Below are 26,313 nucleotides of genomic sequence, written 5' to 3'. Positions count from 1 at the left end.
TTCTATAAGTGGCTCTCTTCCCCCCCCCCCCCCCCCCCCCCACCCATCCCCCCCCCCCCCCCCCCCCCCCCCCCCCCCCCCCCCCCCCCCCCCCGGTTCCGCAGCCGCGTGCTCAGGAGCCGTCGGCCAGGGGGAAGGCGCCGCGGGCCAGGGCGGTCAGCTCGGCGCCCAGCTTCCCGTCGTCGAACGCCGCCTTGGGGTTGACCGCCATCGAGGTCACGACGTACGTCTTCCCGGCGGAGGTGCGAGCCAGGAAGCTCTGGTCGTGCACGCCCGGCTCCGAGCCGCCCTTGTACCACACCGTCGGCCACTGCTTCGGGTCGAGCCCGAGCGCGGCGGGCTCGACCGACATCGCCTTGTCGACCTGCTTGTCGTCCATCTTGATCAGCTGGGCCTGGGCACGGCAGATGTCGGAGGGCGAGGCGAAGTACTCGATCGTGTCCAGCTCACGCGGCTTGGTCCAGGCCTTGACGCGGGTCAGCGGGACCTCGGCGACGACCTTCTCCAGGTAGTCCCGCTTCTTCGCGGTGCTCAGCGACAGGTACCTCTTGGCGTGGCGGGGATAGTCGGCGCCCTTGAGCACGAACAGTTCCCGCGTTTTGAGCAGCGGGAAGTTGCGCTTGTCGGTGGCGCCCCAGGCGCGCATGGTGCGCTCGACCGCCTTGCGGCCCACCTTGTGGATCAGCAGGTCGGTGGCCGTGTTGTCGCTGATGGAGATCATCAGCTTGGCGGCCTCCATCACGGTGACCTTGCTGCCGTCGGGCCGGTCCTGGAGCTCGCCGCTGGGCAGGCTCTTCAGCTCGGGGGTGATGGTGAGCTCGGTGTCCCAGCTGAACGCGCCGGCCTTGATGCGCTGGGCCACGGTGCCGAGCACGTACAGCTTGAAGATCGAGCCCAGCGGGCGCTTCTTGCCGCGGGCGATGGCGTGCACGGGGCGGCAGTCGCCGTTCTTGGCCACCTCGGCTGCGACGAAGCCTGCCTGCGGCGCCGCCTTCTTCAGCCGCTCGTCCAGTTCCGCCCAGCTCTTGGGGGCGGGCGCACGGAACAGCAGGCCGTTGATCAGCCCGGCGGTGTCCACCGACACCGAGATCTCGTGTCGCCACTCGCCCTCGGTCGCCAGGGCGATCAGCGCGTTCTCCTTCGACGTCGTGACCTTCTCCAGCCGCAGACCCTTGTAGTTCGCCAGGACCTGGTTGATGACCTTGGCCGGGGTTCCCTTGAGGAAGTCGGCGGCGAAGTGCTTGCCGATCTCCGCCTCCGGGACCGGCGGGGAGGTCAACGCGTCGAGCAGCCAGGCCAGCTGCTTGCCTGCGGGCGTGTCAGGGATTCCGGGCGCGGCGACGGCGGTCGCCGGCACGGTGGCTGCCTGGACGCTCGCGGCCCCAGCGGGAATGGGCTGGTTCACGCAGGCCGTCATGGAGACCGCGACCGCGGCAGTCGCCAGAACCCGGGTGGGCTTCGACGGGATGTTCATGAGGGGGCTCCTTCGACCTCGACTTCGGCGTATCACCAGCGAACCGGAGCGCGGGGTCGCGGGCCACCAGGTGGACCGCCGTTCTCGCAGGTAAGGCTGTCCGTAGGAAATATGCGGATAACCTCATAGACGCCCTCCCGATCCCCCATGACGATGGAGGCTTATGACATCCAGGCTGGTGGCCGGGCTGCTCGCGGTGGCCTCGGCCATGGGGATCGTGACGGGCATGTCGCTGGTGGGAGGCTGGCCCTCCTCACTGGTGGCGCTGGTGTCCATCATGATCGTCCTGATGCTGCCCGCCGTGGGCTGGTTGCTGGCGTTCAGACGTCCGGAGATCCGCTACGGCTGGGTCCTGCTCGCGGCCGGCCTGTCGCTGGGGATCGGCACGCTCGGCGTGGGGCTGACCGCTTCCGGCGCCCCCGCGGGACTGTTCAACCACGTGTCCACCGTCGCGTACGCTCTGTTCTACGGGCTGACCTGGATCTTCGTCCCGCTGCTGTTCCCCGACGGCCGGCTGCCCTCGAGGCGCTGGCGGGCCGTCCCGTGGATCTCGGGCATCGCGATCGCCGTGCACGGCATCGGCACGGCGATGGCCGGGCTGGATCCCGGCAGCCCGGCGATGACGTCCTTGCCGGCTGACCGCCTGGTCGCGGCGTCGGTGGGCGGCTTCGGGCAGTTCGTCACGTGGGTCATCGCGGGGGTCGTGTTCTGCGGCCTGGTGCTCCGCTGGCGGCGCAGCGAGCCGCCCGAGCGCGGGCAGTACGCGTGCATGGTCGCGGGTATCGCCGCGACCGCGGCGGGCGGCGTGCTGACGTCGCTCTTCCTTCTCGGGCTGAGCACGCCGACCCTCACGGCGATCGCGGGCCTCGCGCTGGTCGGATCCCTTCCCGCCGCCCTCGGGGTGGCGATCGTGCGGCACCGGTTGCTCGACATCCGGTTCGGCATCAGGGGGTCGCGCCTGCACCTGGTGTTCGACGTGCGGCCGACGGTCGGCGAGATGTTGTCGGACCTGGGCACCGCGCTGGAGGACACGCCGGAGCCGGTGGAGCAGCTCGGCCGGCTGGCCGCCGCGGTGCGCGCCGGGCTGGAGCTCGAATGGGCGGCCGTGACGCTCGCCGACGGGACCCGCGTGGTGGCGGGCCGGGCGGAGGGCCCGGCCGCGCTGACGATGCCGGTACGCGGCGGTCTCGGGCACATCGAATGCGGCCCCAGGGACGCCGGACCGTTGACCGCCCAGGACCGGCGGCTCCTGGAGGCGCTGGCCGTGCCCGCGGGCCTGGCGATCCAGAGCGCCGGGCTGGTCACCCGGCTGGTCAACGCGCAGGAGGCCGAACGCCGCCGCATCGAACGCAACATCCACGACGGCGTCCAGCAGCAGCTCGTCGCCCTCATCGCCGGCATCGAGCTGGCCCGCGCCACGGGAGCGGGCGCCGACATGCTCGCCCACCTGCGCGAGCAGGCCCGCCAGACGCTCGCCGACCTGCGCGAGCTGGCGGCCGGCATCCACCCGTCGTCCCTCAGCCAGGGCGGCCTGGTGGAGGCCGTCGAGGAGCGCTGCTCGCGCCTGCCCGTGCGCACGACGGTGACCTCGTCCCCGGACCTGCGGTCGAGGCGCTTCACCGACGAGATAGAAGGTGCGATGTACTTCACGGTGAGCGAGGCCGTGGCCAACGCGCTCAAGCACGCTAAGGCCGCGACCATAGACGTACGCCTGTCGCGGGCGGGCGGCCGCCTGACCGCCGCCGTCACCGACGACGGGAAGGGCTTCGACGCCGCGCTCACGCGGCGCAGGGGACTGGCGACGTTGTCGGACCGGCTGGACGCCCTCGGCGGCGGCCTCGCCGTCGGCAGCGAGCCGGGGAAGGGGACACGGGTGAACGCGTGGGTGCCGGTCGATGAGTGAGCCGATCCGCACGGTCGTGGCCGACGACCACTATCTGGTGCGCGAGGGCACCCGCCGGCTGCTCGAGATGTCGGGCGAGGTGGCGGTCGTGGGCGCGGTGGGCAACGCCGACGAACTCCTCGACGCCGTACGCCGGCTCGGCCCCGACGTCGTGATCACCGACATCCGCATGCCGGGAGGGGAGTGGCGGCCGGGCTTCGAGGGCATCGACGCCGCCCACCGCATCCGCTCCGCCCACCCGGGCGTCGGGGTGGTGGTGTTGTCGCAGTTCGCGGACGCGCTGTTCGCGTTCGAGCTGTTCAAGCACGGCACCGAGGGCTACGCCTACCTGCTGAAGGACCGGGTGGGGGATCTGGACGAGCTGCTCGGCGCGATCAACGCGGTGGCCTCGGGCGGCTCGGTCATCGACCCGAAGGTGGTGGAGGGCCTGCTGGCCAGGCGTGACGTGCGCGGCCAGCGGGAGGAGCTGACCGGCCGCGAGCGCGACGTGCTGCGGGAGATGGCGCACGGCCGTTCGAACTCGGCCATCGCCCGGGCCCTGCACCTGTCGATCTCGTCGGTGGAGAAGAACGTCAACGCCATCTTCACCAAACTCGGCCTGGAGAACAGCGGGGACGTGCACCGCAGGGTGGCCGCCGTCCTCGCCTACCTGGGACCCGACCCGTCGTAGCGTGCTGCCCCCGCTCAGCCCTCGCTGCTGGCGTGAGCGGCCTGCACGGCCTTGCGCAGCGCGGTGGCCACCGGTTCGACCGGCTCCGACAGTTGCTCGATCCGTCTCCTGCCGTGGTGGCGTTGCTCCCGCGCCGGCGGCATGATCTTCAGCCTGGCCGCCGCCGCGAGGGCCGCCAGGATCCGGACGTCCTGGTCGAGGCGGCTCACGGGCCGGCCGCCGAGCGCGGCCCTGCTGACGCGCTCGGCGAGCTTGCGCGACAGGTACGGCCTTCGCGGCGTGATCCGCTCGACGGGGAACAGCAGCACCCGCCGCCGCTCCACCCGGATGAGCCGGGCGGCCTCCAGCTCGTCGCGGACGAGGCGGAACGCGTCCGCGCGGTCCTTGCGGATCCACTGCCGCCACGACCTGGGCGGGGAGTTCGAGATCTGCTCCCACACGGCCGCCTGGAGCGGGCCGGGGTCGACGGGGGCGATGACCGCCCGCGCCATGCCCGCGTCGTCCGTCAGGTTGCCGGCCACCAGCAGCTCGGCCAGCGCCGCCGCGCGCAGCAGGTAGCCCAGCTCGCCGCGGTTGGCCAGTCGTTCCTTGCGCAGGTCGAAGGCGAGCAGGAACGCCGACCTCGGCAGGGACTCATCCCGCTTCACCTGTATCTCCGTCTTCATCCGCCGGCTCCTTGTCCTCCTGGGTTTCCTCCTGGCTTTCCTGGTTCTTCCGGGGGCGTCCGCGGGGCCGCATCCGTCCCACGCCGTCGGGCAGGCGCCCGGCCTCCGACAAGGCCCTGCGCAGCAGGAACTCGATCTGCGAGTTGGTGCTGCGCAGGTCGTCGGAAGCCCACCTGGCCAGCGCGTCGTGGACCACCGGGTCGAGCCGAAGGAGGATCTTCTTCCGTTCCACGACGTTTACTGGTAGAGCGTTCCGGTGTTCACGATCGGCTGGGTGTCACGATCGCCCACCAGCACCACGAGCAGGTTGCTCACCATGGCGGCCTTGCGCTCCTCGTCCAGCTCGACCACCTCGTGCTCGGCGAGCTTGGCCAGCGCCGTCTCGACCATGCCGACCGCTCCTTCGACGATCCGCTGGCGGGCCGCCACCACCGCGCCGGCCTGCTGGCGGCGCAACATCGCGTGGGCGATCTCCGGCGCGTAGGCCAGGTGGATGATGCGGGACTCGATGACCTTCACCCCGGCCGCGGCCACCCTGATCGAGATCTCCGCGGACAGCTTCTCGTTGATCTCGTCGGCGTTGTCGCGCAGGGACAACCGCGGCTCGCCGTGCGAGTCGTACGGGTAGCTGCCCGCGATGTGGCGCACCGCCGTCTCCGCCTGGATGGCGACGAACTCCACGAAGTCGTCCACCTCGAAGACCGCCTGCGCCGTGTCCTCCACCTGCCAGACCACGACGGTCGCGATCTGGATGGGGCTGCCGTCCGCGTCGTTGACCTTCGTCACGTCCGTCTCATGGTTGCGGATCCTGGTGGACACCCGCCGCCGCAGGGTGATCGGGTTGACCCACTGCAGGCCGGGCGTGCGCAGGGTGCCGACGTAGCGGCCGAGCAGCTGCACGACCCTGGCCTCACCCGGGGCCACCGCGGTGAGCCCGAAGGACAGCACGATGCCGATGAGGATCGCCAGCACGGACGCCACGAGCAGCCACACGCCGCCCTGCCCTGCCTCCGAGGCGAGCATGGCGATGGCCACGACGAGCAGGGCCACCCCCGCGAGCGTGACCAGCGTGGACACGCCGGCCATCACGAACCCGTTGGCCGCCCGGACCGGGCGCTCGTTCGTGCGCGGCGCCGGCATGTCGATGACGGCCCCTTCGACTGTGACCCCGCCTGTTGTGCCGCTCATGGCCGGTCTCCTTCTCTGCCGATTTCACGTTGCTATCTAAGTGATATCATTTTTTGAGCAAGAGGGCGAGAGGGATTTCCGGGCACAGGTCGGCCCCGCCCGGAGCGGGGCGCGTGCGGGCGGGGTGGTTCGGGATCAGCCGAAGACGGCGGGTGGGGGGACGGGCGCCAGGACGGGGTCGCCGTCGTTGATGGGGGCGGCCCCGGCGACGAAGTTGGTCAGCGCCTCGCCGTGCACGCAGCGCGCCTGCGTCAGGCCCCCGGCCGCCCTGCGGCTCAGCAGGTCGAGCGGGAGCGCGGTGCGGGACGCGGCCACGATGAGGTTGCCGAAGCGTCGGCCGCGCATGATCCCCGGCTCGGCCATCAGGGCCACGTGGCCGAAGGTGGCCGTCACGGTGGCCATCAGGCGCCGGGCGAACGCCAGCCCCTTGCCGTCGGCCAGGTTGATCAGCAGGGTGCCCGACGGGCGGAGGACGCGCGCGATGTCGCCCATGTACTCGGTCGTGGCCAGCTCCACCGGCATCGTCGCGCCGGAGAAGGCGTCGAGCACCACCAGGTCGGCCGAGGCGTCCCAGATCTTGGCGGTGCCCGCGCGGCCTCCGTCGACGATGACCTTCAGTTTCGGGACGGACCGGAGGTTCAGCTGCTCGCGTACGAGGTTGACCAGCAGGCCGTCGGGCTCGATGACGATGTGGCGGGAGCCGGGGCGGGTGGCGGCGACGTAACGGGGGATCGTGCAGGCGCCGCCGCCCACGTGGAGGCAGCTCAGCGGCCCTTCCGCCAGGAGGTCGATCACGTCCGCCATGAGCCGGACATACTCGAATTCCAGAAATGTCGGGTCTTGTAGGTCTACGTACGACTGAGGTACGCCATCCTTGGACAGCACCCAGCCGTCCTGCCTGTCCAGATCCCGGAGAAGTTCGATCTCGCCGAACGTCACCGGATAAAGGCCGGGCATCGGTTCCCGCTGTCCACGTGCCACGCTGATCCCTCCTGGGAGAACCGTATGCGACGAAGAAGACTGATGGTGCTCGTTGTCGCTCTTGTCGCGGTGCTCGGTGCGGGTGCGTTCGCCGTGATGGCGTCGAGCCGGGTCCGGGGGAGCGCGTCCGAGACCGCCGCGGCGTATTTCGCGGCGTGGCGCGAGGGCGACGTCCTGGGCATGGTCCGCCTGGTGCACCGGCCGCCCCCCGACTTCTCCCAGCGGCACTACGCGCTGACGGAGGAGTTGCGCGTCGAGTCCATCCAGCTCACTTCCGGCCAGGTGAAGAGCGCGGGCGACGAGAGTGCCGAGGTGCCGTTCTCGGGGGTGCGCCGGCTCGCCGAGCTCGGGGCATGGCCGTTCACCGGCGTGTTACGGCTCGGCGTGCGCGAGCGGGCCTGGAAGGTGTTGTGGGCGCCCGAGACGCTGCACCCCCTGCTCAAGGACGGCGGCACGCTGGAGCTGGGCGAGGTCGAGGCGCCGGCGGCCGAACTGGTCACCAGAGAGGGCCACAAGATCCCCAACGACAGCTACGCGGAGGCGTACCTCGATCCGCTCAAACCCGAGTTCGAGACCGCCCATCACGGCTGGGAGCTGGTGTCCAGGGTCCCGGGCCGGCCCGCCAGGCGGGTGCTGGCCCGCGCGCCCGAGGCGAACGTCGAGCGCACCACCCTGTCGCGCCCGGTCCAGGCGGCGGCCGCCAGGGCCCTGGACGGGGTGGACGACTCGGCGGTCATCGTCATCCGGCCGAGCACCGGCGAGATCCTGGCGCTGGCCGACCGCCTCAGGAACAACTACAGCGCCGTACGGGACGTCTTCCCGCCCGGCTCCGTCTTCAAGACGATCACCGCCGCCGCGCTGCTGAAGTCGGGGCTCGACCCGTCGGCCCAGGTCGAGTGCCCCGGCACGTACACCATCCCGTTCCACCGCGCCTTCCAGAACGACGGCCAGGTGGACCGCGGCGTCGTCAGCTTCGCCGACGCGTTCGCCCACTCGTGCAACACGACCTTCGTCCAGCAGGCCACCACCAGGATCGACGCCGGCGCGCTGCGCGAGACCGCGGACCTGTGGGGGTTCGGCCGGCCCATCGCGACCGGCATCGGCGGGACCTGCGGCGCCATGCCCGACACCGACGATCTCGACATGTTCGCCGCGGACGCGATCGGCCAGGGTGAGGTGGTCGCCACCCCGCTGTGCATGGCCACGCTGGCCGCCGCCGTGCAGAGCGGCGTCTGGCGCTCGCCCCGGCTGCTGTCGAAGGAGCTGGTACGCCGCATCGACGGTCCGCCGCACGACGACGTGCCCATGGACCAGGCGGTCGTGAGCGCGCTGCGCGACATGATGGCCGCCGTGGTCGATCACGGCACGGCCAGTGAGGCCGGGCTGCCCGAGGGCGTGGCGGGCAAGACGGGCACGGCCGAGGCCGTGGACGGCGAGGGGCCGCACGGATGGTTCATCGGTTACCGCGATGACCTGGCCTTCTGCGTGTTCGTCCGGCATGGGGGATCGGGGCGCCGGGCGGCCGTCCCCATAGCGGCCCGGTTCCTCAACGGGCTGTGACCTCTGGGGCCTCTGAGCTGAGGGGCCGGCCGCGTGAGGGAACAAACCTACGGTACCGTAGGTTTCCATGACGACCCTCACCGTCAAGCCACGGCTGCGGGGCTGGTTGCACACCGGAGCACTGCCCGTCACGCTGGTCGCGGGGTTCGTGCTCGTGGCGCTCGGCCCGACCCTGCAGGCCCGCCTGGCCTCCGCCGTCTACGCGATCACCTCGGCCCTGCTGTTCGGCATCTCGGCCACCTACCACCGCAGCACGCTGGGTCCCCGCCTGGCGGAGTTCCTGCGCAGGTTCGACCACGCCAACATCTACCTGATCATCGCCGGCACCTACACGCCCTTCGCCCTGCTGGCGCTCGACGGGGTGGCCAGGGTCGCGGTGCTCTCCGTCATCTGGGGCGGAGCGCTGGCCGGCGTGCTGTTCCGGGTGTTCTGGATGAGCGCCCCGCGCTGGCTCTACACGGTCCTCTACCTGGCGCTGGGCTGGACCGCGATCTTCGTGATGCCGCAGTTGCTGCAGGGGGCGGGCGTGGCCGCCGTCGTGCTGGTGGCCGTCGGCGGCGTGTTCTACTCGGCCGGAGCGATCGTGTACGGCCTGCGCCGTCCCGACCCGGCGCCCCGCTGGTTCGGCTTCCACGAGGTCTTCCACGCCTGCACCGTCGCCGCCTACCTGGTGCAGTACATCGCGGTCTCGATCGTGGTTTACTCGCACGGGTGAGCGCGGCGGCGACCCGTGGCCGGCGACGGCGGCCGGGTCACTGACATTTGACCCGGTGCTGGTCTGTTCTCGGGTGTTTCCCGGAAAACAGACCAGTATGGGTGATATCGCAAGTTCGTGGTGGATGTTGCTGATCCGTGGCCTCGCGGCCATCGTCTTCGGCTTCCTGGCGCTCATCTGGCCGGGCATGACGTTGCTCGTGCTGGTGATCTTCTTCGCCGCGTACGTCCTGGTGAACGGGGTGTTCGCGCTGCTGTCCGCCTTCCGTCACGGCGCCGGGTCGCGGATCTGGCTGCTCATCTCCGGAATCGTCGGCATCGTGGCCGGCGTGGTGGCGTTCGCCTGGCCGGGGATCACCTCCATCGCCCTGCTCTACGTCGTGGCCTTCTGGGCCATCGTCGCCGGCGTCGCCGAGGCCATCGCCGGGATCCAGCTGCGCAAGGACATCGAGAACGAGTGGATGCTCATCGTCGGCGGCATCCTGTCGGTGATCTTCGGCGTCCTGCTGCTCATCTGGCCGGGGCCGGGCCTGCTCAGCCTCGTCTGGCTCCTCGGCATCTTCGCCATCCTGTATGGCATCGCCGAGGTCGCTCTGGCGCTTCGCGTGAAGAACTTCACTTCCAGTCCACGTGTGCCGTAAATTTTATGTGTGAGAAGGCGTTCCTCGAAAGGAACGTACGACCCTACGTGGAGGCGCCATGGACGTGCACACCCGCCTTGCCCACCACCTGCTCGTCGACGGCTACCGCCTGGTGCTCGACCTGGAGCTCAGCCGCGGCTCCTGGCTCGTCGACGCCCGCGACGGCCGCCGCTACCTCGACTTCTACACCTTCTTCGCCTCCGCCCCCCTCGGCGTGAACCCGCCCTTCGACGCCGACTTCACCCAGCTCCTCGGCCAGGTCGCCCGCAACAAGCCGGCCAACCCCGACATCTACACCGAGCACCTCGCCGACTTCGTCGACACCTTCGTCCGCGTGCTCGGCGACCCCGCGCTCCCGCACCTGTTCTTCGTCGAGGGCGGCGCCCTCGCCGTCGAGAACGCGCTCAAGACGGCCTTCGACTGGAAGAGCCGCCGCAACGAGGCCGAGGGCCGCTCACGCGACCTCGGCACCAAGGTTCTGCACCTGACCAAGGCCTTCCACGGCCGCAGCGGCTACACCCTCAGCCTGACCAACACCGAGCCGGGCAAGACCGACCGGTTCCCCATGTTCGACTGGCCGCGCATCGACGTGCCCGCCATCCACTTCGGCGACGTCGAGGCGGCCGAGCAGCGCGCCCTCGCCCAGGCCAGGGAGGCGTTCGAACGCCACCCCCACGACATCGCCTGCTTCATCGCCGAGCCCGTCCAGGGCGAAGGCGGCGACAACCACATGCGACCGGAGTTCCTCCAGGCCATGCAGCGCCTGTGCCACGAGTACGACGCCCTGTTCATCCTCGACGAGGTGCAGACCGGCGGCGGGACGACCGGGACGCCGTGGGCCTACCAGCAGCTCGGACTGGAGCCCGACGTGGTGGCGTTCGCCAAGAAGGTCCAGGTCGGCGGGATCATGGCCGGTCGCAGGGTGGACGCGGTGCCGGACAACGTGTTCCAGCTGAGCGGCCGCATCAACTCCACCTGGGGCGGCGGCCTGGTGGACATGGTGCGCAGCCGGGGCATCCTCGAGATCGTCGAGCGCGACGGCCTGATCCAGCGCGCCGCCACCCTGGGCACCGTGCTGCTCGAACGCCTCACCAAGCTGGAGGCCGAGCACCCCGAGACCATGGCGAACGTGCGCGGCCGGGGTCTCATGTGCGCGTTCGACCTGCCCGACAGGGCCGCCCGCGACGCGCTGGTGGCCAGGCTCAGGGAGGAGCAGGGGGTGGTGGTGCTGCCGTGCGGCCCCCGCTCCGTACGCCTCCGGCCGGCGCTGAACATCCTGGAGAGCGACATCGACCACGGCATGGCGGCCCTGGCCGCGGTGCTCTGAGCGCCGTCACTGCGTGACGCTGGTGGCGGTGCGGCGCGGCCCGAGGTAGCGCCAGAAGAAGTTGATCAGCACGTTGACCCGGTTGCGCCCGCCCAGCAGGTACGCCACGTGCACGAAGATCCACACCAGCCAGGCGGGCAGCCCGCGCATGGTCATCCCGTTGGACAGCTGGAGCACCGCCTCCGCCTTGCCGACGGTGGCCATGATGCCTGGGTCACGGTAGGAGAAGCGCCGCAGCGGCCTGCCGTGCGCGGCGGCCAGGATCTGCCTGCCCACGTGCTTGCCCATCTGGATCGCCGGCTGGGCGAGCTGGGGCAGCGGGTCCGGCTGCCCCGACAGATCGCCGGCCACGAAGATCTCGGGGTGGTCGCGCACGTTCAGCGCCTCCGTCAGCGTCACCCGGCCGCCCTTGCCCTGCGGCAGGCCCCAGTCGGACACCTGCTTGGGCGCGGCGACGCCGAGCGCCCACACGGTCACGTCGCTCGGCAGCCGCGTGCCGTCCTCCAGCACCACGGCGTCCGGTTCCACGGACGCCACCGTCGCCCCCAGGCGCAGCTGCACCCCTCTCCTGCGCAGCGCCTCGGCCGCCGCGTCGCGCAGCCGCGGCTTGTACGGCGACAACACGAAGTCGAACCGTTCGACGAGCGTCACGCTGGTCTGGTCGGGGCGGAGCTCGGGATGCGTCAGCGGCGTCGTGTGCCGGCGCAGCTCGGCCAGCGTGCCCGCCATCTCGACGCCGGTCGCGCCCGCGCCCACCACCACGACGTGCGTGCTCGCGCGCCGGCCCGCCGCGGTGTCCTCCAGGTAGTGCTGGAGCCGCCGGCGCAGCGCCGCCGCGTCACCGAGGGAGTAGATCGGCAACGCGTTCTCCGGCGCGCCCGGCACGTTCAGCCAGTTGGTGGTGACGCCCGTGGCCAGCACGAGGTAGTCGTAGTCGAGCCCGCTGCCGTCCTCGAACTCCACCCGCCGCTCCGCGGGCAGCACCTTGCTCACCGCCGCCCGGCGAGCCCGCACGTTCGGCCACCTGGCCGCGAACGTCCTGATCGGATAGGACACGTCGGCCGTTCCCATCCCCGCCGTGGCCACCTGGTAGAGCAGCGGCTGGAAGGTCGAGTAGGGGTTGCGGTCGACGAGCGTCACCAGCGCGCCGCCCTTGGCCAGTTCCCGGGTCGCGTTCAGACCGGCGAAGCCGGCTCCTACGACGATGACTCGTGGTCTCCTCGTCATGACAGTCCTCTCCCCGCGAAACGGCGTCATGCATCCCTATGGCACCGACAGCGGCCTTTAAACCACCACGGGGAGAAGAGCGCTCCTCCTGCGCGGCCGCCGGGACGTGGCCTCAAGGGGCGGATCGGCCAAGGGCGGGTGCGACGAACCCGGCCGGGGAGCATGGGCGCGCCGCAGCCATGCGGCGCGGCCGGTCAGGAGGTCAGGGGCGCAGGGACACGGCCCACCGGCGAACCCGTTCCGGTGGGCGTTCCCGGGCGCGGACGGCTACTTCTGGCGTGACTGCCACAACCCGATGGCGGTGACGCGTGAGCTGACGCCGAGCTTCGCGTAGATACGGTTGACGTGGTTTTTCACCGTTTTCTCGCTGAGGAACAGGCGCTGCGCGATCTGACCGTTGGACTGGCCAGTGGCGATCAGGTCCATGACCTCGGCTTCGCGTTTGCTCAAGGACGTGAATACGCTATCGAACGCTGCGTCGTCGACTCTCATCCGGCCTCCGGGGGCGCGCAGACGGTCAGATCGCCGATGGCCCCCGTGCTCCGGCGTTAGCGGTAGACAGCGAGCATAACTCGCATTGTCAGGATTTGGGGGCGTTGTTGGAAGAAAACGACGACGGCCGGTCCCGAAGGACCGGCCGTTCGTTCAGGGTGAGTGAAGGGACTTGAACCCTCGACATCCAGGACCACAACCTGGCGCTCTACCAGCTGAGCTACACCCACCATGGCCGCCGCTGCGCGGTGGCACAAGAAAAGTGTAGCGGTGTTCGGGAGTCTTTACGCCACTGGTTTAGTCTCCGACACGCTCGGCAAGCGATCTCGCGGTGGCAGAATCGGGCCCCGGCTGGGCCACGAAGATCGCCGCGCGGTAGTAGCGAAGCTCCCTGATGCTCTCCTTGATATCCGCCAGAGCACGGTGTCCGCCCTGCTTTTCCGGGGCGGCGAAGTAGACCCGGGGATACCACCGGCGGACCAGTTCCTTGATCGACGAAACGTCCACCATCCGGTAGTGCAAATAGGCATCGACCCCGGGCATGTCGCGGGCGATGAACGTGCGGTCCGTGCCGATGGAGTTGCCGCACAGCGGCGCCTTCTTCGGCTCGGGCACGTGGCGGCGGATGTAGTCGAGCACGAGGGACTCGGCCTCCGCCAGCGTCACGCCGCCCGGCAGCTCGGGAAGCAGCCCGGAGGCGGTGTGCATCTCGCGCACGACCTCCGACATCTGCTCCAGCGATTCGGGCGGCGGCTTGATGACCACGTCGACGCCTTCGTCCAGCTGCCGGAGCTCGCTGTCGGTGATGACGCACGCCACCTCGACGAGCGCGTCGCGCCCGAGGTCGAGCCCGGTCATCTCGCAGTCGATCCAGACCAGCAAGTCACTCATTCGCTCTCCTCGCACAGCGGCTCGGAGCAATCCGCCCGCTTGTTACCCCCACCAGCCTAGTGCCACCGGTCATGCGGGCTTGAGCGAGTCGATGACGTCACCCACCACATCGGTGCCCAGATTGTCGGGGACGGAGACGTAGACGATGGCCGGCCGCCGGCCGTCGCCGCGGTCCATGAGCACGATAGCGCCGTTCTCCTTCTTCCACTTGTAGTCGTTCTCCTCCGACACCTTGCTGAAGTCGAGCTCGAACTGCAGGATCCAGGCGTCACTGTCGCCGATCTTCATCGCCTTGTCCTCGACGATCTTGCTCTCGTGCGCGAGCCGGTAGTACCTGCCGAAGTTCATGAAGACGGCCTTGGCCGTGTCACCCAGACGGGAGGCGCCGGTGTAGGGGTAGATCGGGTTGAGCACGCCCGCGTAGACGTTGCCGATCCAGTCGCCGTCGCCCTCGTAGTTCTCGTGCGAGACCTTCTGCACCCCGCTCGACCACTTCTGCTGGGCGGGGTCGGGGCCGTTGATGGCGCTGGACTCGGGCACCGTCCAGTCGTCGGGCGCCTGGAAGGAGACCCCGGCCTGCGGGTCGGTGACGCGGCCGCTCACCGGTTGCGGGAGCTCGACGGCGCCCTGGCTGGGCGGCGGCTGGTTCGACGGGGGATCGTTGGTGGGCGGGTCCGGCTGGAACGTGTCGGTGGGCGACGGGCCGGCCATGGGTTCGGTGCCGCCGCGGTTGACGAGGACGACGCCTCCGACCACGATCAGCGCGACCACCACGAGTGCCGCCAGCCCGCCGAACACCCACGGCATCGGATTGCCCTGCCTGGGCGGCGGGCCGTGGCCGGGCCCCGGCAGCGGAACGCCGCCCCACTGCTGCGCGGGCGGCGCGGGCTGGCCGTAGGCCGACTGCCCGTACGTCGGCCCGCCGTACTGCAGCGTGGGGTTGGCCGGCGTCGCCGACCAGCCAGGGTCCGGCTGCGGTCCGGAACCGGGTGACCTGGGCCCCGGACCCTGCGACGGGGGCTCGAAACCGGGCGGCTGGAGATCGGGGCCGTGCGCCTGGGGCCCGGTGACCGGCTGCTGGGGGGCGCCTGCGGCCGGCTCCTGCGCGTGGGTGGCGTCGGTCCACTGGCTGCCGTCCCACCAGCGCAGCCGGGGCTCTCCATAGGGGTCCGGGTACCACCCCGCGGGGGTCTGCGTGGTCATGTTCGCCAGATTAGTCCTCTCTCACGCGAAACTCGGACTTCCCGGTACGGCGGCCGGCCCGTGACCCCTTCGAGCCGGGAGTGAGAGCTCTCCTGGCAGCCGGCCCCGGCGCTCAGCACTTGTAGGTGAAGGTCGCCTCGCCCGATCGCACGGGGCCCGGCGTGAGGACACGCAGCGTCGCCGTGGCCTTGACGGTGCTCTTCCCCTGCAGCTTCCAGCGCAGCGGCAGCGCGTACGACGTCTCGCCGGCCCTGGTGCGCAGCGTCCCCTTGACGACCTCCTCGTCCAGGCTCTTGCGCCATTCGAAGGCGATCTCGCCGGGCGCTCCGTTGGTGACCACCGTGCCGGTGATCAGGACGGAGCTGTCGCAACCCTGGGTCTTCTCCGGCGCCGTCACCTCGACCGACGTGATCGCCAGGCCGGGCGTTCCGCCCAGCCTGTACCAGGCCAGGATCGCCCCCGCCATGACGGCGGCGAACACCGCGGTGGACAGGATCGTACGCCGGCGCCGGGCTCGCGAGGCCCTGCCCGCCTGCTTCGGGTGCGCGGCGGGTTCGCCGCGCCCGTCCCGCCAGATCCGCTCGGCCGTGGTCTGCGGGCGCTGCGGCTCCGTGCCCACCCCCGGCCCGAACCGCACGGGCCCAGGGGAACGGCCGGGCACGTGCAGCAGCGTGACGACGTCGCCCTCGTCCCGCGGCACGACCGGCGCCCGCGCGTGCGCGGGCGGCTGCGCGAACGCCGACCTGCCGCGGGCCGCCCGGGCCAGCGCGTCCCTGCTGACCGTGCCGCCGGGCAGCGCCGAACGTCCGGTGACCAGCGTGTCCCTGGCGGCGGCCAGGCCGAGGGTGGTGGCCGAGGTGGCGGCGCGGGTGAACAGCCCGGCGGCCTCCGGCGTGCTCTGCTCGCAGGAGGCGGCCAGCCCGCGCGCCAGGGACGCCCAGCCGGTCGCGTCCCGCGCGGGTGCGGAGGCCTGGCCGCGGACGGCGTCGGACAGGCCGCGTTCCGACAGCAGCGCGGCGCCCTCCGCCGTGATCACCACCGTGCGCGGATGCACGGAGCCGTGCGTGACCCCGGACGCGTGCAGCGCGAGCAGGGTCTGGGCGGTCTCCACCAGTACGGCCGCCGCGCCGTCGGCGGGGATCGGCCCCGAGGCGAGCAGGTCGGCCACGGTGGGGCCGGCCGCCTGCGCGGTGAGCAGCCACACCTGCTCGCCGGTGGCCACGACGTCGGCCACCGGGATCAGCCCGGTCAGGCCGGCGAGCACGAGCCGCTGGTCGGTCATCACCGACTGGACGACCCGGTCGCGGACACCGGGCAGTACGATGATCTTGGGATCGAACAGCAGCGCCCCGGCCCTGCGGCCGTCGGGGGAGATGGCGTCGATCCAGTTGCCGAGCTCGGTCACCCAGGTGTGCTGGGTGAGCCGGAAGCCGGCGATTCCGTTACCGGGGCCGTTCGCAGGGTCGTCCATCGCCGTTACCCCCCCGCCTGTGAGTGTCTAGCGCCTGCCTCCGTGGCGTCGCGGGGTGCGGCGCCGCACCGCAAGTGTGACCGGAAGCGTGCCCGTCGTCACGAGTCCGGTCGCCAACAGCAGGGCCTGCGCCTGGGCCGAGGCGTCCTGCCGGGGCTGCTCCCCGGCGGTCGGCAGGTCACCGGCGGGCCGGTCGTCTCCCGGCTCGCTGCGCGGCGTCCCGGGCCCCGGCGGCTGCTCGCCTTCCGGCCCGTCGGAGGCGGGCGGTTGCGTGGGCTCGGTCGGCCGGTTCGTCGGGATGGTGAAGGTGGGCGCGGACGTCGGGGTGGGGTCGGGCGACGTCGACGGCGGCCGGTCACCGTCGGGCACGTGGACGTCGCCGCTGAGCCGCGGCCGCTCGGGGGTCGGCGTCGGGGTCGGGGTCGCGGTCGGCTTCCTGTTCTGGCGGGGAGTCCTGACCCGGGTCGGCGTGGGCCGGGGCTTCGGGGTGCGCGTCCGCGTGGCCGGGCGGTCGCTGGGCGGGGCGGTTGGCGCCGTGCCGCTCACGGTGGGAGCCGGCGTGGCCGGCGTGGCGTCCGGCGTACGGCTGGTCTCCTCCGGCGAGGGCGCCGGCTCCTCATCCGTCATCGGGGGCTCCGGTGCCCCCGGCTCGGTCGTGGCCGGCGTGACCAGGGTGAGCTGCGCCTGCAACACGGGTTTGTCCTCGGCCGCGTTGACGAGGAGCACGATCGCGGCGACCAGCACGACGGCGGCGGTGGCGCCGATGGCGAGCTTGGCGGGAAGCGTGCGAAGGAGGCGCGACGGGTCGCGGAAGCGGGTCTCGACCACCGTCGTGCCCGTCTCGGCCGGCTCGTCGAGCCCGGTCGGGAAGAACAGCACCAGCATGCCGGCCAGGGCGGCAAGGCGGCGGCGTCCGCGCTCTTCCCAGTCGGGGCCGTACGCCCCGGCCGCGACGGTCTCCAGCTCGGCCAGGAACGCCTCGGCCGACGACGGGCGCGCGGCCGGATCCTTGGCGAGGCCGCGTTCGACCAGGCCGCGCAGGTGCTCGGGCACGTCGCCGACCGGCGGGGTGGCGCGCTGGTGCTGGTGGGCCAGCGCGGCCACGTTGGCCGCGCGGAAGGGGCGGGAGCCGGTCAGGCACTCGAAGAAGACGACGGTGGCGGCGTAGACGTCGGTGGCGGGCCCCGCCGGCGCGCCCGACCACTGCTCAGGAGCCATGTACGGGGGCGTGCCCGCGGGGCTCGCCCCCTGGCCCGTCCTGACCGCGATGCCGAAGTCCACCAGCTTGCTGGTGCCGTCGCTCTGGACCATGACGTTCTCGGGCTTGAAGTCGCGGTGCACGACGCCGATCGCGTGGGCCGAGGCCAGGCCCCTGAGCGAGCCCTTGAGCACGGTCAGCGCCGCCTCGGGGCCCGTGGGGCCCTCGGACCGGATGAGCTCGCGCAAGGAGACCCCGTTGACGAGCTCCATGATGATCGCCGCGCCCTGGCCGCTCTCGACGTAGTCGATGAGGCGGGCGTGATAGGCGCTCTGCAGCGTGGAGAGCAGCCGGGCCTCGTGCCGGAAGCGGGCGACGAAGCCGACGTCGGAGCGGAGCTCGTCGCTGAGATATTTGATGGCCACCTCGGCGCCGTCGTAGTCGCGCCGGGCCAGGACCACGCGACCGGCGGCGCCCGCCCCGAGCTCACGAACCGCGGCATAGCCAGGGACCCCCCACTGACCATCACCATGCATAGCGGTCTCCTCCGGAGTCGTACGGGCCCCCACCTCATCAAACGGTCCGTAGCTTAACCAGAGGGAACCACAATCCCGCTACTGATATCGCTAGATGTCAGCTTTGTCACCTGATGGTGCCGGGTGACTCCGCCCTCGGGCTCTGGCTCGGCTCGTCCTCCGGCTCCTCCTTGGGACATTCCGGCGTGCTACCGGAGGCGCCGGCGTCGCCGTTGCCCGCCGCGGGCACGGTGGCGGCCGTCACCGTCCACGTCGAGCCGCAGCGGAGCTTGGCGGGGAAGCGCAGCGTTCTCGTGTACGAGGTGCCGCCGGACAGGGTGACCGCCCGGGTGCCCAGGCGTTCGCCGCCGGCCGCGAACGAGACGGCCAGGCGTACCCGCTGGGTGTCCGACGTGACCACCGCGACCGTCGCGGCCAGCCCGTCGCCGGACGCCGCGGCCCGCTGGACCGACACCCGCCGCACGGCCGGAGGGCACGGGACCCGGGCCCGCGCGCCTGCCGTCCTGCCGCCCGCGCGCACGGTCACCGACAACGTCGCGCCGCACGGGCGTGACCGGAAGGTGTGGGCGAGCGAGCGGGCGTACGAGGTCCGGCCGGACAGGTTCGCGGAACGGGTGGCGACCTGGTCCCCGTTGACCGCGAACTCGGCCCGTACGGGGATCTCCGCCGTGCCGCTCGCGCTCACCCGCAGCCGGGCGGTCGCGGTGCGGCCCGGCGCGGCGGGCAGGCCGAGCGAGACGCGCAGGCCCGTCACCTCGGTCGGGCAGGGCGGCAGGGAGAACGTGCCCGACCCGGCGCCACCGGCCGCCGCGGGTGACGTGGTGACGGCCAGCCGGAGCGCGCCGCCGCACGGGCGCTCTCCCATGGCCCAGGTGAGCGTGCGGGTGTACGACGTGTCGCCGCTCAGGCGTACGCGCTGGACATGGCCGTCCGTGCCGGGGGCCCGCCAGGTCGCGACGGCGACGACGGGGGCGGTGCCGCTGGTGCGCAGCGTGACCGTGGCGCGGGCGACCCCTTTCTCATCCACCGCGAGAGCGCCCACGCCGATCCGCAGCACCGTGGTGGCCGGTGCGGACGTCGGCGTGGAGGTGCCGGTGGGCCCGCCCGGCGCGGACCCGGACGCGTCGGGGGTCCGTACCGGCGTGGTGGTCGCGCCGGGACTGCGCACCGGCGTCACGGGCGTCACGGTCGCGCCGGGGGTTCGTGCCGGTGCGGTGGCGCGGGGTGTCCGCGCGGGGCCGGTGGTCGCGCGCGGCGGGGCGCCGCTCTCCTCGGGCGTGCTCGCGTCCCTCGTCGGCGTGCCCTCCGGCGGCGTGCCGGCCGTGCTCTCCGAGGGTGTCCCCGGGGTCGTCGCGGGCGTCGTCTCCGGCCCGCCGGAGACCGGTGCCGTCGAGAGCTCCGTCGGCGGCACCGCCGCAGCCGCGCCGATCTGCGCCGGTGGCGGCTGCCGGTTGACCAGCACGACCGCCACCGTCACGGCCGTCGCCGCCGCCACGCCGGCGGTCACCACCACGCGGGCCGCCTTCGAGCGCATCCCGCGGAGCACCCTTGCACGGGCCGCTCCCGGCCGCATCCTCACGCGGCTCGCTTTCGAGCCCGTTCCGCGGAACACCGTCCTGGCCAGCGACGTGCCGACCTCGGGGGCGGGCGTTTCCGGCCGGGGCAGCAGCAGGGCGAGCAGCGCGACGAGCGCCGCCAGCCGCCGCCTGCCGCGCTCCTCCCAGTCGTCCCCGTACGCCGCCCTCGCGGTGGCCTCCACCTCGGCCACGAACGCCGACGCGCTCGCCGGCCGCAGCGCCGGGTCCTTGGCCAGGCCACGGCTGATCAGCCCGCGCACCGGCTCGGCGACGTCGTGGGCGGGCACCGGGGCGTACAGGTGCTGGTAGCCCAGGACGCTCGGCTCGGTGGACCGGTACGGACGGTGCCCGGTCAGGCACTCGAAGAAGACGGCCGTGGCCGCGTACACGTCGGTGGCGGGGGAGGCGGGCCGCTCCTCCCACAACTCGGGCGCCATGTAAGGAGGAGTGCCCTCGGTGCGCGCGACCGTGCCCTGGCGTACCGCGATGCCGAAGTCGACGAGCTTGCTCACCCCGTCGTCGCGGACGATCACGTTCTCCGGCTTGTAGTCCCGGTGCACCAGGCCGAGGGCGTGCGCCTTGGCCAGGCCGAGCAGCGAGCCCTTCAGCACGACCAGCGCCGCCTCCGGCCCGGTCGTGCCGTTCTCGCGCAACAGCGCCCGCAGCGAGACGCCGTTGACCAGTTCCATGACGATGGCCGCGCCGTGAAGGTCCTGGATGTACTCCCACAGCGTGGCGATGTGCGGGTCGCGCAACGTGATCAGCAGCCGCGCCTCCGACTGGAACCTGGCCAGGGCGGCGGGATCGTGCAGCAGCCGCGTCGACAGGTATTTGACGGCGACCTCGACGCCCGTCTCGTCATGGACGGCCAGCGTCACCCGCCCGCCGGCACCCTGCCCGAGCTGCTTGATCTCCGTGTAACCGGGGGCGCTCCACTGCATATGCCTCTCCCATCAGGGCCGGCCCACCTGATGAGACGCGTGATCAAGCAGTCAGGTTTTCCAGGTGCGCCTGCTTTATGGAACTACTCACGGGAGAGGACGTGAACAGGTGTGGCGATACCTTCTGGGAGCACCGGATCGGGCTCCGGCTCGCCCCGGGACGTGACCAGGGGCACCACCCCGGCCCACACGGGCAGCTCGTAGTCCTCGGGTTCGTCCTTGGGCGCGCCGCGCCGGATCTTGACCGACGCCTCCTCCAGCGACAGCGCGAGCACGGCCGTGGCGGCGAGCTCCTTGCGCGAGGGCAGGCGGGCGTAGTCCCACTGGCCGGGCGCGAGCTGTTCGGACAGCGCCCGCAGCGCATCCATGCGCTCGTCGGCGTCGGTCACCAGCCTGGGGCGGCCGTAGATGATCGCCGAGCGGTAGTTGAAGGAGTGGTTGAAGATCGAGCGGGCGAGCACGATGCCGTCCAGGTGGGTCACCGTGACGCACACCTCGCTCCCGTCACCGGCCCGCAGGGACCGCGCGCCGGTGGAGCCGTGCAGGTAGAGGGTCTCACCGATGCGCCCGTAGCCGGTCGGCACGACCATGGGGTGGCCGTCGACGACCACCCCCAGGTGGCAGACCAGCCCGGTGTCCAGCACCTCGTAGAGATCGTTCCTGTCGGTGCTGCCGCGCTCTTTGGCACGGCCGAGCGTGGTGCGCGAAGTGGTGGAGAGCATGGTTCGACCGTACGGGCGAAGTGGACCTATTCTGTAGGGCCACTATCAGCCCCTTCGTAGAGACCACTTCCGCCGGTGCACACTCCGCCATCCACCGCGGGCCGTCGGCCGCAGCCTACCGCCCGCACCCACGTCGACCTGCCCGTGTCCCTGTCGCGCGACTCGGCCGAGCCGCTCACGGCGCAGCTCGCCGGCTGGTTGCGCCGCGCCATGCTGGACGGCGCCCTGGCGCCGGGGGAGCGGCTGCCGTCCACGCGGGCGCTGGCGGTGCAGCTGGCGGTGAGCAGGACCGTGGTCACCGAGGCGTACCAGCAGCTCTACGCCGAGGGCTGGCTGGACGGGCGGCACGGCTCCGGCACGTACGTGGCCGACATCGAGGCGCCGCGGCCGCCCCAGGAGAGGCCGTCACAGGAGGCGCGCGTGCCCGCCGAGCCGCTCCCCGGCAGGGAGGTCGACGGCGGGATCGACCTCAGGCCGGGCCGGCCCTGGGTGCGCGACTACGACAGGGCGGCGTGGAAGCGGGCCTGGCGCAAGGCGGCCGACCTGCCGCCCGGCGGCTCGCCCGACTCCTACGGCCTGCCGCGGCTGAGGGAGCTCCTCGCCGACCATCTGCGCCGCGCCAGAGGGATGGCCGTCGGCCCGGAGAACGTCCTGGTCACCCGGGGCACCGGCAACGGGCTCGACCTGTGCGCGATGGCGCTGCTCGGCACGGGCGCCAGAGCGGGGGTCGAGGACCCCGGCTATCACGTGGCGCGCACGGTCTTCGCGGCCAGGGGCGCGGAGGTGGTGCCGTGCCCGGTGGACGCCGACGGCGTCGTCGTCGACGGGCTCCCGCGCGACCTGCGCGTGCTCTACACCACGCCCGCCCACCAGTATCCGCTGGGCGGCAGGCTGCCGATCCCGCGCAGGGAACGCCTGCTGGCCTGGGCCAGGAGCACCGGCGCGACGATCGTCGAGGACGACTACGACGCCGAGTTCCGCTACGACGTCGCCCCGCTGCCCGCCCTCTACGGCCTCGACCCCGCGCGGGTGGTGCTCCTGGGCACGCTGTCCAAGATCCTCGCCCCTGACGTCGGGGTGGGCTGGCTGGTCGGCGACCCCGCGCTCGTCGAGCGGATCGCGGGGCTGCGCCACACGGTGGCCGACCGCACCAGCGGTCCCGTGCAGCAGGCCGTCGCCACCCTGCTGGAGCGCGGCGACCTCGACCGGCACCTGCGCAGGATGCGCCTGGAATACGCGCGCCGCCGGGCGCTGGTCGTCGACCTGCTCGGGCCCGTCTGCAGGCTGCGGGGCGACACGGCGGGGCTGCACGTGCTGGCCGAGCTGCCCGAGGCCGTCGCGCCCGCGGTCGTCGCGCGGGCCAGGGAACACGGCATCCTGCTCGACTCCATCGAGCACCACCACCACGGCCGTCCCCGCCTGCACGGCCTGGTGATCGGGTACGGCTCCGCCTCGCTCGCCGACGTCCGGCGCGGCTGCCACATCCTGGCCGGCCTGATCAGGCGGGCGACCGGCTGACGGGGCCCTCCGAGGGCTCCAGACGGCGCAGGACGGGCAGGGCGCGGGCGGCGTACAGCGGGTCGACGGGCAGCACGTGCCCGGCCCACCAGCGCGCGGGGGCGGGGTGCGGTGACGCCTCGGCGTAGCCGGGCGCGTAGTCGTCGTACGGCGGGTCGTACAGGTAGCCCGTCGCCACCCCGTGCCGCTCCAGCTCGGCGATGGCCGCGTCCCTGTCGCGCACGAGCAGCGGCACGCGGAACAACGGCTGGTCCAGGTTGTCGCGCACGGCGGGAGCGACCGTGGGCAGTTCGGCCAGCCGCCGGACGCCCGCCAGGCGGCGGGCCCGCGTCCTGGGCACCTGGGCCAGCCGCCTTGACCGGTACCAGCGGACGAGCCGGCCCCGGTGACGGCGGTAGTCGTGCAGGTCGGCGCGGACCCAGGGGTCGAAGGGCGGCAGCGCGGGCGCGTGCTTGAGCGCCGCCCGCAGCCCGTCGGGGTCGAGCGGGATCCGGTAACCCTCGCGCGACTCGTGCAGGCCGAGAGCCCTGGAGAGGGCGAGCGCGGGGCGTACGAGGTTGGACCGGAGCGCTGCCTGGCGGGCCATGGACGTGGCCACGCTCATCAGGTCGGCGCGCAGCGAGCCGGGGGCCAGCAGCTCGTCGCGGGCGCGGGCCAGCGCCCTCATGTCCGACACGCTCTCGACGGCGAGCACGCCGCCCGAGCCGGCCCCGGCGTGTTTGGAGAGGCTGAAGACGCCCGCTTGGCCGAACGTTCCCAGCGGCCGGCCGTCGACGTGGCTGTCCAGGGCGTGGGCCACGTCCTCGATGAGGATCTTGCCGGTGAGGGCGGGGACGCGGTCGGGCAGGCCGTACAGGTTGGTGGTCAGGACCGCGTCCACGCCGTCGAGGTCCACGCGGGTGACGTCGATGTTGCCGTCACGGGGGGAGAGCGGCGCGATCACCGGCCGCAGCCCGGCGGCCAGCACCAGGAACAGGATCTCGTCGGCGGAGATGGGCGACATGAGCAGCCGCTGGCCGGGCCGGCACCAGTGGCGTAACGCCAGGTAGAGGCCTAACCGGTTGGACGGAAGCGACAGGCAGTGACGGCCTGTGCGCTCTGCGATTGCCTTCATCCTTGTAGGACAGTACGCAGCTTTCCATACGTTTTCAACGCTTTGTCGGCCGTCTTGAGCAAGATCGGGTTGGCCATCACCGTGGCGCGCGTCTTGCGCGCGGGCACCCGCACCATCCAGTGCAGCCCCGCCGCGGCGCCGACCCTGGCCACCCGGCCCTCGGCCACCTGCAGCTCGCCGGTCTTGAGCTTGTCTTTGTACTCCTTCTGGCCCCGGCCCATGTCGATGACGCGGATGCCGGCCTCGGCGGCGCGCTCGGCCATCGCGAGATGATGGATGAGGCCGGGGGAGTATTTCGCGAAGCGGGGGTCGTAGGCGGGGAACCAGCCGACCAGCGCGGTGCCGGTGCGCAGCCCGAAGTGCCCGGCCACCGGCTGGTCGTCGGCGTGGACCATGTCGAGCACCCCGGCGAAGCTCTCCGACCGGGTGGCCAGCAGCCGCTCGACCAGCTCCACGATCCACCGCTGGGAGAACCGGTCGGTGCGGCCCGTGCGGCGGTACTGGTCGGTCTTCCAGCCGAGCAGCGTGCGCAGCGGCGCCACGTCGGCGCTCGCGTAGTCGTGGCGGATCTTCCCGACCTCGCGCTCCAGCTTGCGGGCCTTGGCCAGGGTTGATTTGTACGTCTTGCCGGAGTGCTGCCTCAGGAACTCGGTGTAGCGGTCGTAGCCGTCGCTCAGGTCGATGATCGGCGACGGGTGCCGCTCGTGCCGGGGTTCCAGCAACGGCTGCCCGGCCACCAGGTGGTCGAACTCGTAGACCGACAGCCCGCAGTCCCTGATCAGCCGACGGGGATCGAGGTCGAGGCCCTTGACGTGGACGATGCCCTGCGCGTCGGTGAGCCCGGCGGCGACCGGCTTGCCGATGCCCAGCGGATGCCGCTCGAAGGGGAAGAACCCGACGATCTCCGGACCGTCGTGAAGCACGGCCACGCGGACGACATCGCGGACCTCGCCCACCGTGATCGTGAACTCGGGCGACAGGAACGGGTTGTCGAAGACGGTGCCGGGCTCCTGCAGGCTCCGCCACCGATCGATCTCGGGCTCTCCCAGCTCACGAGGCAGGGCAAGGGTGACGCGCATGGGCTCCTACTGTGTGCAGCCACTCTGTGTCCAGCGTCTGGGCAGACGTGTACTCCCCAGGGTAAAGGATCTCGCGCCATGCACATCGCCGCTGGTCTGGAACGTTACGCAACTCCCAGCTGGCATTCAGCACAGAATGAGGTTCTAATGTGTGTTCATGACCGTACCTGGCATCGACCATCCCAGCCTGGTCGCGTGGATGGGCCGTAACGTGCCCGACGCGGGCGAGCCCCTGTCCGTCTCGCTGATCTCGGGTGGGCGGTCGAACCTGACGTATCTGGTCGAGGCCCGCGAGCGCCGGCTGGTGCTGCGCCGGCCGCCGCTCGGCCATGTGCTGCCCACCGCCCACGACATGCGGCGCGAGTTCCGGGTCATCTCCGCCCTCGCGCCGACGCCCGTGCCGGTGCCGGGTCCTGTCGCGTTCTGCGGCGACGAGAACGTGATCGGGGCGCCGTTCTACCTCATGGAATACGTGGCCGGCGCCGCCGTACGGACCAGGGAAGAGCTCGGCGACCACACGCCTGAGCAGGCGCGGCGGCTGTCGGAGCGGCTGGCCGAGGTGCTGGCGGCCATCCACGCCGTCGACTACCGCGCCGTCGGGCTCGCGGACTTCGGGCGGCCGGAGGGCTATATGGCCAGGCAGCTCGACCGGTGGTGCCAGCAGTGGGAGCGGTCGAAGACGTCGGAGTCGCCGGAATACCACCGGCTCGTCGGCCGGCTGCGGGAGCGGTTGCCCGCCGAGTCCGCCGGCACGCTGGTGCACGGCGACTACCGGCTCGACAACACGCTGATCAGGCTGGGGGAGCTCGAGATCGCGGCCGTGGTCGACTGGGAGATGTCCACCCTCGGCGACCCGCTGGCCGACCTGGGGCTCACGCTGACGTACTGGCACGACGCGGGGGACGACGAGCGGGCGGGGATCCCGGTGGCGGGCGACGTGACGGTGGCGCCCGGGTTCATGAACGCCTCCGAGTTCGCGAGCCACTACATCAAAACATCAGGTCGGGATATTTCGGATCTTGGGTTCTATGTAGCTTTCGGTAACTTCAAGCTGGCGGTCATCGTGGAGGGTATCCACGCCCGCTTCCGGCAAGGTAAGACCGTGGGAGAGGGATTCGACCACATCGGCTCCGCCGTACCCACGCTGATCGCCCGCGCCCACCGCATGCTCGACCAGCACTGAAGAAGCTCGGCCGGCGAACGACCGGCACTCGACCGCCG

The 26,313-nt window shown here is 71.8% G+C and carries 23 protein-coding genes and 1 tRNA gene; 8 read left to right on the top strand and 16 right to left on the bottom strand.

Annotated elements, in window-relative coordinates; all coding sequences use genetic code 11:
- Window positions 1–112 precede the first annotated feature (112 nt).
- Window positions 113–1,474, bottom strand: a complete 1,362-nt coding sequence (locus ACZ6SA_RS30755; protein WP_465832043.1) for a serine hydrolase — start codon at window positions 1,472–1,474, stop codon at window positions 113–115.
- Between the two features lie 163 nt (window positions 1,475–1,637).
- On the opposite strand from ACZ6SA_RS30755, the gene ACZ6SA_RS30750 reads away from it, so the two are divergent.
- On the top strand, window positions 1,638–3,377 hold the full coding sequence (locus ACZ6SA_RS30750) for a sensor histidine kinase (RefSeq protein WP_465832041.1): 1,740 nt from the start codon (window positions 1,638–1,640) through the stop codon (window positions 3,375–3,377).
- Window positions 3,370–4,047: a response regulator transcription factor gene (locus ACZ6SA_RS30745; protein ID WP_347775824.1), complete on the top strand. Its 678-nt coding sequence runs from the start codon at window positions 3,370–3,372 to the stop codon at window positions 4,045–4,047. Before ACZ6SA_RS30750 ends, ACZ6SA_RS30745 begins: the two co-directional genes overlap by 8 nt.
- Before the next feature lie 14 nt (window positions 4,048–4,061).
- On the opposite strand, the gene ACZ6SA_RS30740 is transcribed toward ACZ6SA_RS30745, so the two are convergent.
- From ACZ6SA_RS30740 to ACZ6SA_RS30725, 4 genes are all read right to left on the bottom strand, one after another.
- A complete protein-coding gene (locus tag ACZ6SA_RS30740; protein ID WP_465832038.1) occupies window positions 4,062–4,712 on the bottom strand; it encodes a GPP34 family phosphoprotein in 651 nt (216 codons plus the stop codon).
- Window positions 4,681–4,944: a type II toxin-antitoxin system antitoxin gene (locus ACZ6SA_RS30735; RefSeq protein ID WP_465832036.1), complete on the bottom strand. Its 264-nt coding sequence runs from the start codon at window positions 4,942–4,944 to the stop codon at window positions 4,681–4,683. Before ACZ6SA_RS30735 ends, ACZ6SA_RS30740 begins: the two co-directional genes overlap by 32 nt.
- A 5-nt stretch (window positions 4,945–4,949) precedes the next feature.
- Entirely contained in the window at window positions 4,950–5,900 is a 951-nt protein-coding gene (locus tag ACZ6SA_RS30730) for an SPFH domain-containing protein (RefSeq protein ID WP_465832034.1), read from the bottom strand.
- Between the two features lie 135 nt (window positions 5,901–6,035).
- Window positions 6,036–6,881, bottom strand: coding sequence for a spermidine synthase (locus tag ACZ6SA_RS30725; protein ID WP_465832032.1), 846 nt, complete (start codon window positions 6,879–6,881; stop codon window positions 6,036–6,038).
- A 42-nt stretch (window positions 6,882–6,923) separates the two neighbouring features.
- On the opposite strand from ACZ6SA_RS30725, the gene ACZ6SA_RS30720 reads away from it, so the two are divergent.
- The 4 genes from ACZ6SA_RS30720 (at window position 6,924) to lat (ending at window position 11,123) form a co-directional block, all read left to right on the top strand.
- Window positions 6,924–8,441, top strand: a complete 1,518-nt coding sequence (locus tag ACZ6SA_RS30720) for a penicillin-binding transpeptidase domain-containing protein (RefSeq protein WP_465832030.1) — start codon at window positions 6,924–6,926, stop codon at window positions 8,439–8,441.
- Between the two features lie 67 nt (window positions 8,442–8,508).
- Window positions 8,509–9,156, top strand: a complete 648-nt coding sequence (trhA, locus tag ACZ6SA_RS30715; protein ID WP_347647161.1) for a PAQR family membrane homeostasis protein TrhA — start codon at window positions 8,509–8,511, stop codon at window positions 9,154–9,156.
- A gap of 97 nt (window positions 9,157–9,253) precedes the next feature.
- Window positions 9,254–9,796: an HdeD family acid-resistance protein gene (locus tag ACZ6SA_RS30710; protein ID WP_347647162.1), complete on the top strand. Its 543-nt coding sequence runs from the start codon at window positions 9,254–9,256 to the stop codon at window positions 9,794–9,796.
- Window positions 9,797–9,854: 58 nt separating this feature from the next.
- Window positions 9,855–11,123, top strand: a complete 1,269-nt coding sequence (gene lat / locus ACZ6SA_RS30705) for an L-lysine 6-transaminase (RefSeq protein WP_465832028.1) — start codon at window positions 9,855–9,857, stop codon at window positions 11,121–11,123.
- Between the two features lie 6 nt (window positions 11,124–11,129).
- On the opposite strand, the gene ACZ6SA_RS30700 is transcribed toward lat, so the two are convergent.
- The 9 genes from ACZ6SA_RS30700 to ACZ6SA_RS30660 all read right to left on the bottom strand — a co-directional run bounded on the left by ACZ6SA_RS30700 (window position 11,130) and on the right by ACZ6SA_RS30660 (window position 21,381).
- The gene (locus ACZ6SA_RS30700) at window positions 11,130–12,350 is read right to left on the bottom strand and encodes an NAD(P)/FAD-dependent oxidoreductase (protein ID WP_465832026.1); all 1,221 of its coding nucleotides are present in this window, start codon (window positions 12,348–12,350) and stop codon (window positions 11,130–11,132) included.
- 267 nt (window positions 12,351–12,617) lie between these two features.
- A complete protein-coding gene (locus tag ACZ6SA_RS30695; protein ID WP_132601090.1) occupies window positions 12,618–12,842 on the bottom strand; it encodes a helix-turn-helix domain-containing protein in 225 nt (74 codons plus the stop codon).
- A gap of 157 nt (window positions 12,843–12,999) precedes the next feature.
- A tRNA-His gene (locus ACZ6SA_RS30690) sits at window positions 13,000–13,072 on the bottom strand.
- Between the two features lie 67 nt (window positions 13,073–13,139).
- Window positions 13,140–13,733: an oligoribonuclease gene (orn, locus tag ACZ6SA_RS30685; RefSeq protein WP_347618763.1), complete on the bottom strand. Its 594-nt coding sequence runs from the start codon at window positions 13,731–13,733 to the stop codon at window positions 13,140–13,142.
- Window positions 13,734–13,802: 69 nt separating this feature from the next.
- A complete protein-coding gene (locus ACZ6SA_RS30680) occupies window positions 13,803–14,936 on the bottom strand; it encodes a DUF2510 domain-containing protein (protein WP_465832023.1) in 1,134 nt (377 codons plus the stop codon).
- Window positions 14,937–15,048: 112 nt separating this feature from the next.
- Window positions 15,049–16,407 (bottom strand): protein kinase family protein, encoded by a 1,359-nt coding sequence (locus tag ACZ6SA_RS30675; RefSeq protein WP_465832021.1) that lies wholly within the window; start codon window positions 16,405–16,407, stop codon window positions 15,049–15,051.
- Between the two features lie 27 nt (window positions 16,408–16,434).
- Window positions 16,435–18,141 (bottom strand): serine/threonine-protein kinase, encoded by a 1,707-nt coding sequence (locus tag ACZ6SA_RS30670; protein ID WP_465832019.1) that lies wholly within the window; start codon window positions 18,139–18,141, stop codon window positions 16,435–16,437.
- Between the two features lie 106 nt (window positions 18,142–18,247).
- Window positions 18,248–20,659, bottom strand: a complete 2,412-nt coding sequence (locus ACZ6SA_RS30665) for a serine/threonine-protein kinase (protein ID WP_465832017.1) — start codon at window positions 20,657–20,659, stop codon at window positions 18,248–18,250.
- Between the two features lie 83 nt (window positions 20,660–20,742).
- Window positions 20,743–21,381: a pyridoxamine 5'-phosphate oxidase family protein gene (locus ACZ6SA_RS30660; protein ID WP_465832015.1), complete on the bottom strand. Its 639-nt coding sequence runs from the start codon at window positions 21,379–21,381 to the stop codon at window positions 20,743–20,745.
- 75 nt (window positions 21,382–21,456) lie between these two features.
- Between ACZ6SA_RS30660 and pdxR the strand changes: the two genes are divergently transcribed.
- Window positions 21,457–22,899: a MocR-like pyridoxine biosynthesis transcription factor PdxR gene (gene pdxR, locus ACZ6SA_RS30655; RefSeq protein WP_465832013.1), complete on the top strand. Its 1,443-nt coding sequence runs from the start codon at window positions 21,457–21,459 to the stop codon at window positions 22,897–22,899.
- Here pdxR and ACZ6SA_RS30650 read toward each other — a convergent pair.
- Both ACZ6SA_RS30650 and ACZ6SA_RS30645 read right to left on the bottom strand, forming a co-directional pair.
- Window positions 22,880–24,013, bottom strand: a complete 1,134-nt coding sequence (locus tag ACZ6SA_RS30650; protein ID WP_465832011.1) for a DegT/DnrJ/EryC1/StrS family aminotransferase — start codon at window positions 24,011–24,013, stop codon at window positions 22,880–22,882. The two genes, pdxR and ACZ6SA_RS30650, sit on opposite strands and share 20 nt — an antisense overlap.
- On the bottom strand, window positions 24,010–25,092 hold the full coding sequence (locus ACZ6SA_RS30645) for a GNAT family N-acetyltransferase (RefSeq protein WP_347647171.1): 1,083 nt from the start codon (window positions 25,090–25,092) through the stop codon (window positions 24,010–24,012). Before ACZ6SA_RS30645 ends, ACZ6SA_RS30650 begins: the two co-directional genes overlap by 4 nt.
- 157 nt (window positions 25,093–25,249) lie before the next feature.
- On the opposite strand from ACZ6SA_RS30645, the gene ACZ6SA_RS30640 reads away from it, so the two are divergent.
- Window positions 25,250–26,275, top strand: coding sequence for a phosphotransferase family protein (locus ACZ6SA_RS30640; RefSeq protein ID WP_465832008.1), 1,026 nt, complete (start codon window positions 25,250–25,252; stop codon window positions 26,273–26,275).
- The last annotated feature ends 38 nt before the right edge of the window (window positions 26,276–26,313 follow it).

This window comes from Nonomuraea sp. NPDC049378 (assembly GCF_055586745.1).
Note: the sequence above shows the minus strand (reverse complement) of the source record. Positions and strands in the feature narration are given on the sequence as shown.

Bases quoted from the DNA above. Each gene is read 5' to 3' on its own strand.
- ACZ6SA_RS30755 (WP_465832043.1), bottom strand. From the start codon at position 1,474: ATGAACATCCCGTCGAAGCCCACCCGGGTTCTGGCGACTGCCGCGGTC.
- ACZ6SA_RS30650 (WP_465832011.1), bottom strand. From the start codon at position 24,013: ATGAAGGCAATCGCAGAGCGCACAGGCCGTCACTGCCTGTCGCTTCCG.
- ACZ6SA_RS30670 (WP_465832019.1), bottom strand. From the start codon at position 18,141: ATGCATGGTGATGGTCAGTGGGGGGTCCCTGGCTATGCCGCGGTTCGT.
- ACZ6SA_RS30640 (WP_465832008.1), top strand. From the start codon at position 25,250: ATGACCGTACCTGGCATCGACCATCCCAGCCTGGTCGCGTGGATGGGC.
- ACZ6SA_RS30695 (WP_132601090.1), bottom strand. From the start codon at position 12,842: ATGAGAGTCGACGACGCAGCGTTCGATAGCGTATTCACGTCCTTGAGC.
- ACZ6SA_RS30645 (WP_347647171.1), bottom strand. From the start codon at position 25,092: ATGCGCGTCACCCTTGCCCTGCCTCGTGAGCTGGGAGAGCCCGAGATC.
- ACZ6SA_RS30740 (WP_465832038.1), bottom strand. From the start codon at position 4,712: ATGAAGACGGAGATACAGGTGAAGCGGGATGAGTCCCTGCCGAGGTCG.
- ACZ6SA_RS30745 (WP_347775824.1), top strand. From the start codon at position 3,370: ATGAGTGAGCCGATCCGCACGGTCGTGGCCGACGACCACTATCTGGTG.
- ACZ6SA_RS30750 (WP_465832041.1), top strand. From the start codon at position 1,638: ATGACATCCAGGCTGGTGGCCGGGCTGCTCGCGGTGGCCTCGGCCATG.
- ACZ6SA_RS30660 (WP_465832015.1), bottom strand. From the start codon at position 21,381: ATGCTCTCCACCACTTCGCGCACCACGCTCGGCCGTGCCAAAGAGCGC.
- ACZ6SA_RS30720 (WP_465832030.1), top strand. From the start codon at position 6,924: ATGGTGCTCGTTGTCGCTCTTGTCGCGGTGCTCGGTGCGGGTGCGTTC.
- ACZ6SA_RS30665 (WP_465832017.1), bottom strand. From the start codon at position 20,659: ATGCAGTGGAGCGCCCCCGGTTACACGGAGATCAAGCAGCTCGGGCAG.
- ACZ6SA_RS30675 (WP_465832021.1), bottom strand. From the start codon at position 16,407: ATGGACGACCCTGCGAACGGCCCCGGTAACGGAATCGCCGGCTTCCGG.
- trhA (WP_347647161.1), top strand. From the start codon at position 8,509: ATGACGACCCTCACCGTCAAGCCACGGCTGCGGGGCTGGTTGCACACC.
- ACZ6SA_RS30700 (WP_465832026.1), bottom strand. From the start codon at position 12,350: ATGACGAGGAGACCACGAGTCATCGTCGTAGGAGCCGGCTTCGCCGGT.
- orn (WP_347618763.1), bottom strand. From the start codon at position 13,733: ATGAGTGACTTGCTGGTCTGGATCGACTGCGAGATGACCGGGCTCGAC.
- ACZ6SA_RS30710 (WP_347647162.1), top strand. From the start codon at position 9,254: ATGGGTGATATCGCAAGTTCGTGGTGGATGTTGCTGATCCGTGGCCTC.
- ACZ6SA_RS30680 (WP_465832023.1), bottom strand. From the start codon at position 14,936: ATGACCACGCAGACCCCCGCGGGGTGGTACCCGGACCCCTATGGAGAG.
- ACZ6SA_RS30730 (WP_465832034.1), bottom strand. From the start codon at position 5,900: ATGAGCGGCACAACAGGCGGGGTCACAGTCGAAGGGGCCGTCATCGAC.
- lat (WP_465832028.1), top strand. From the start codon at position 9,855: ATGGACGTGCACACCCGCCTTGCCCACCACCTGCTCGTCGACGGCTAC.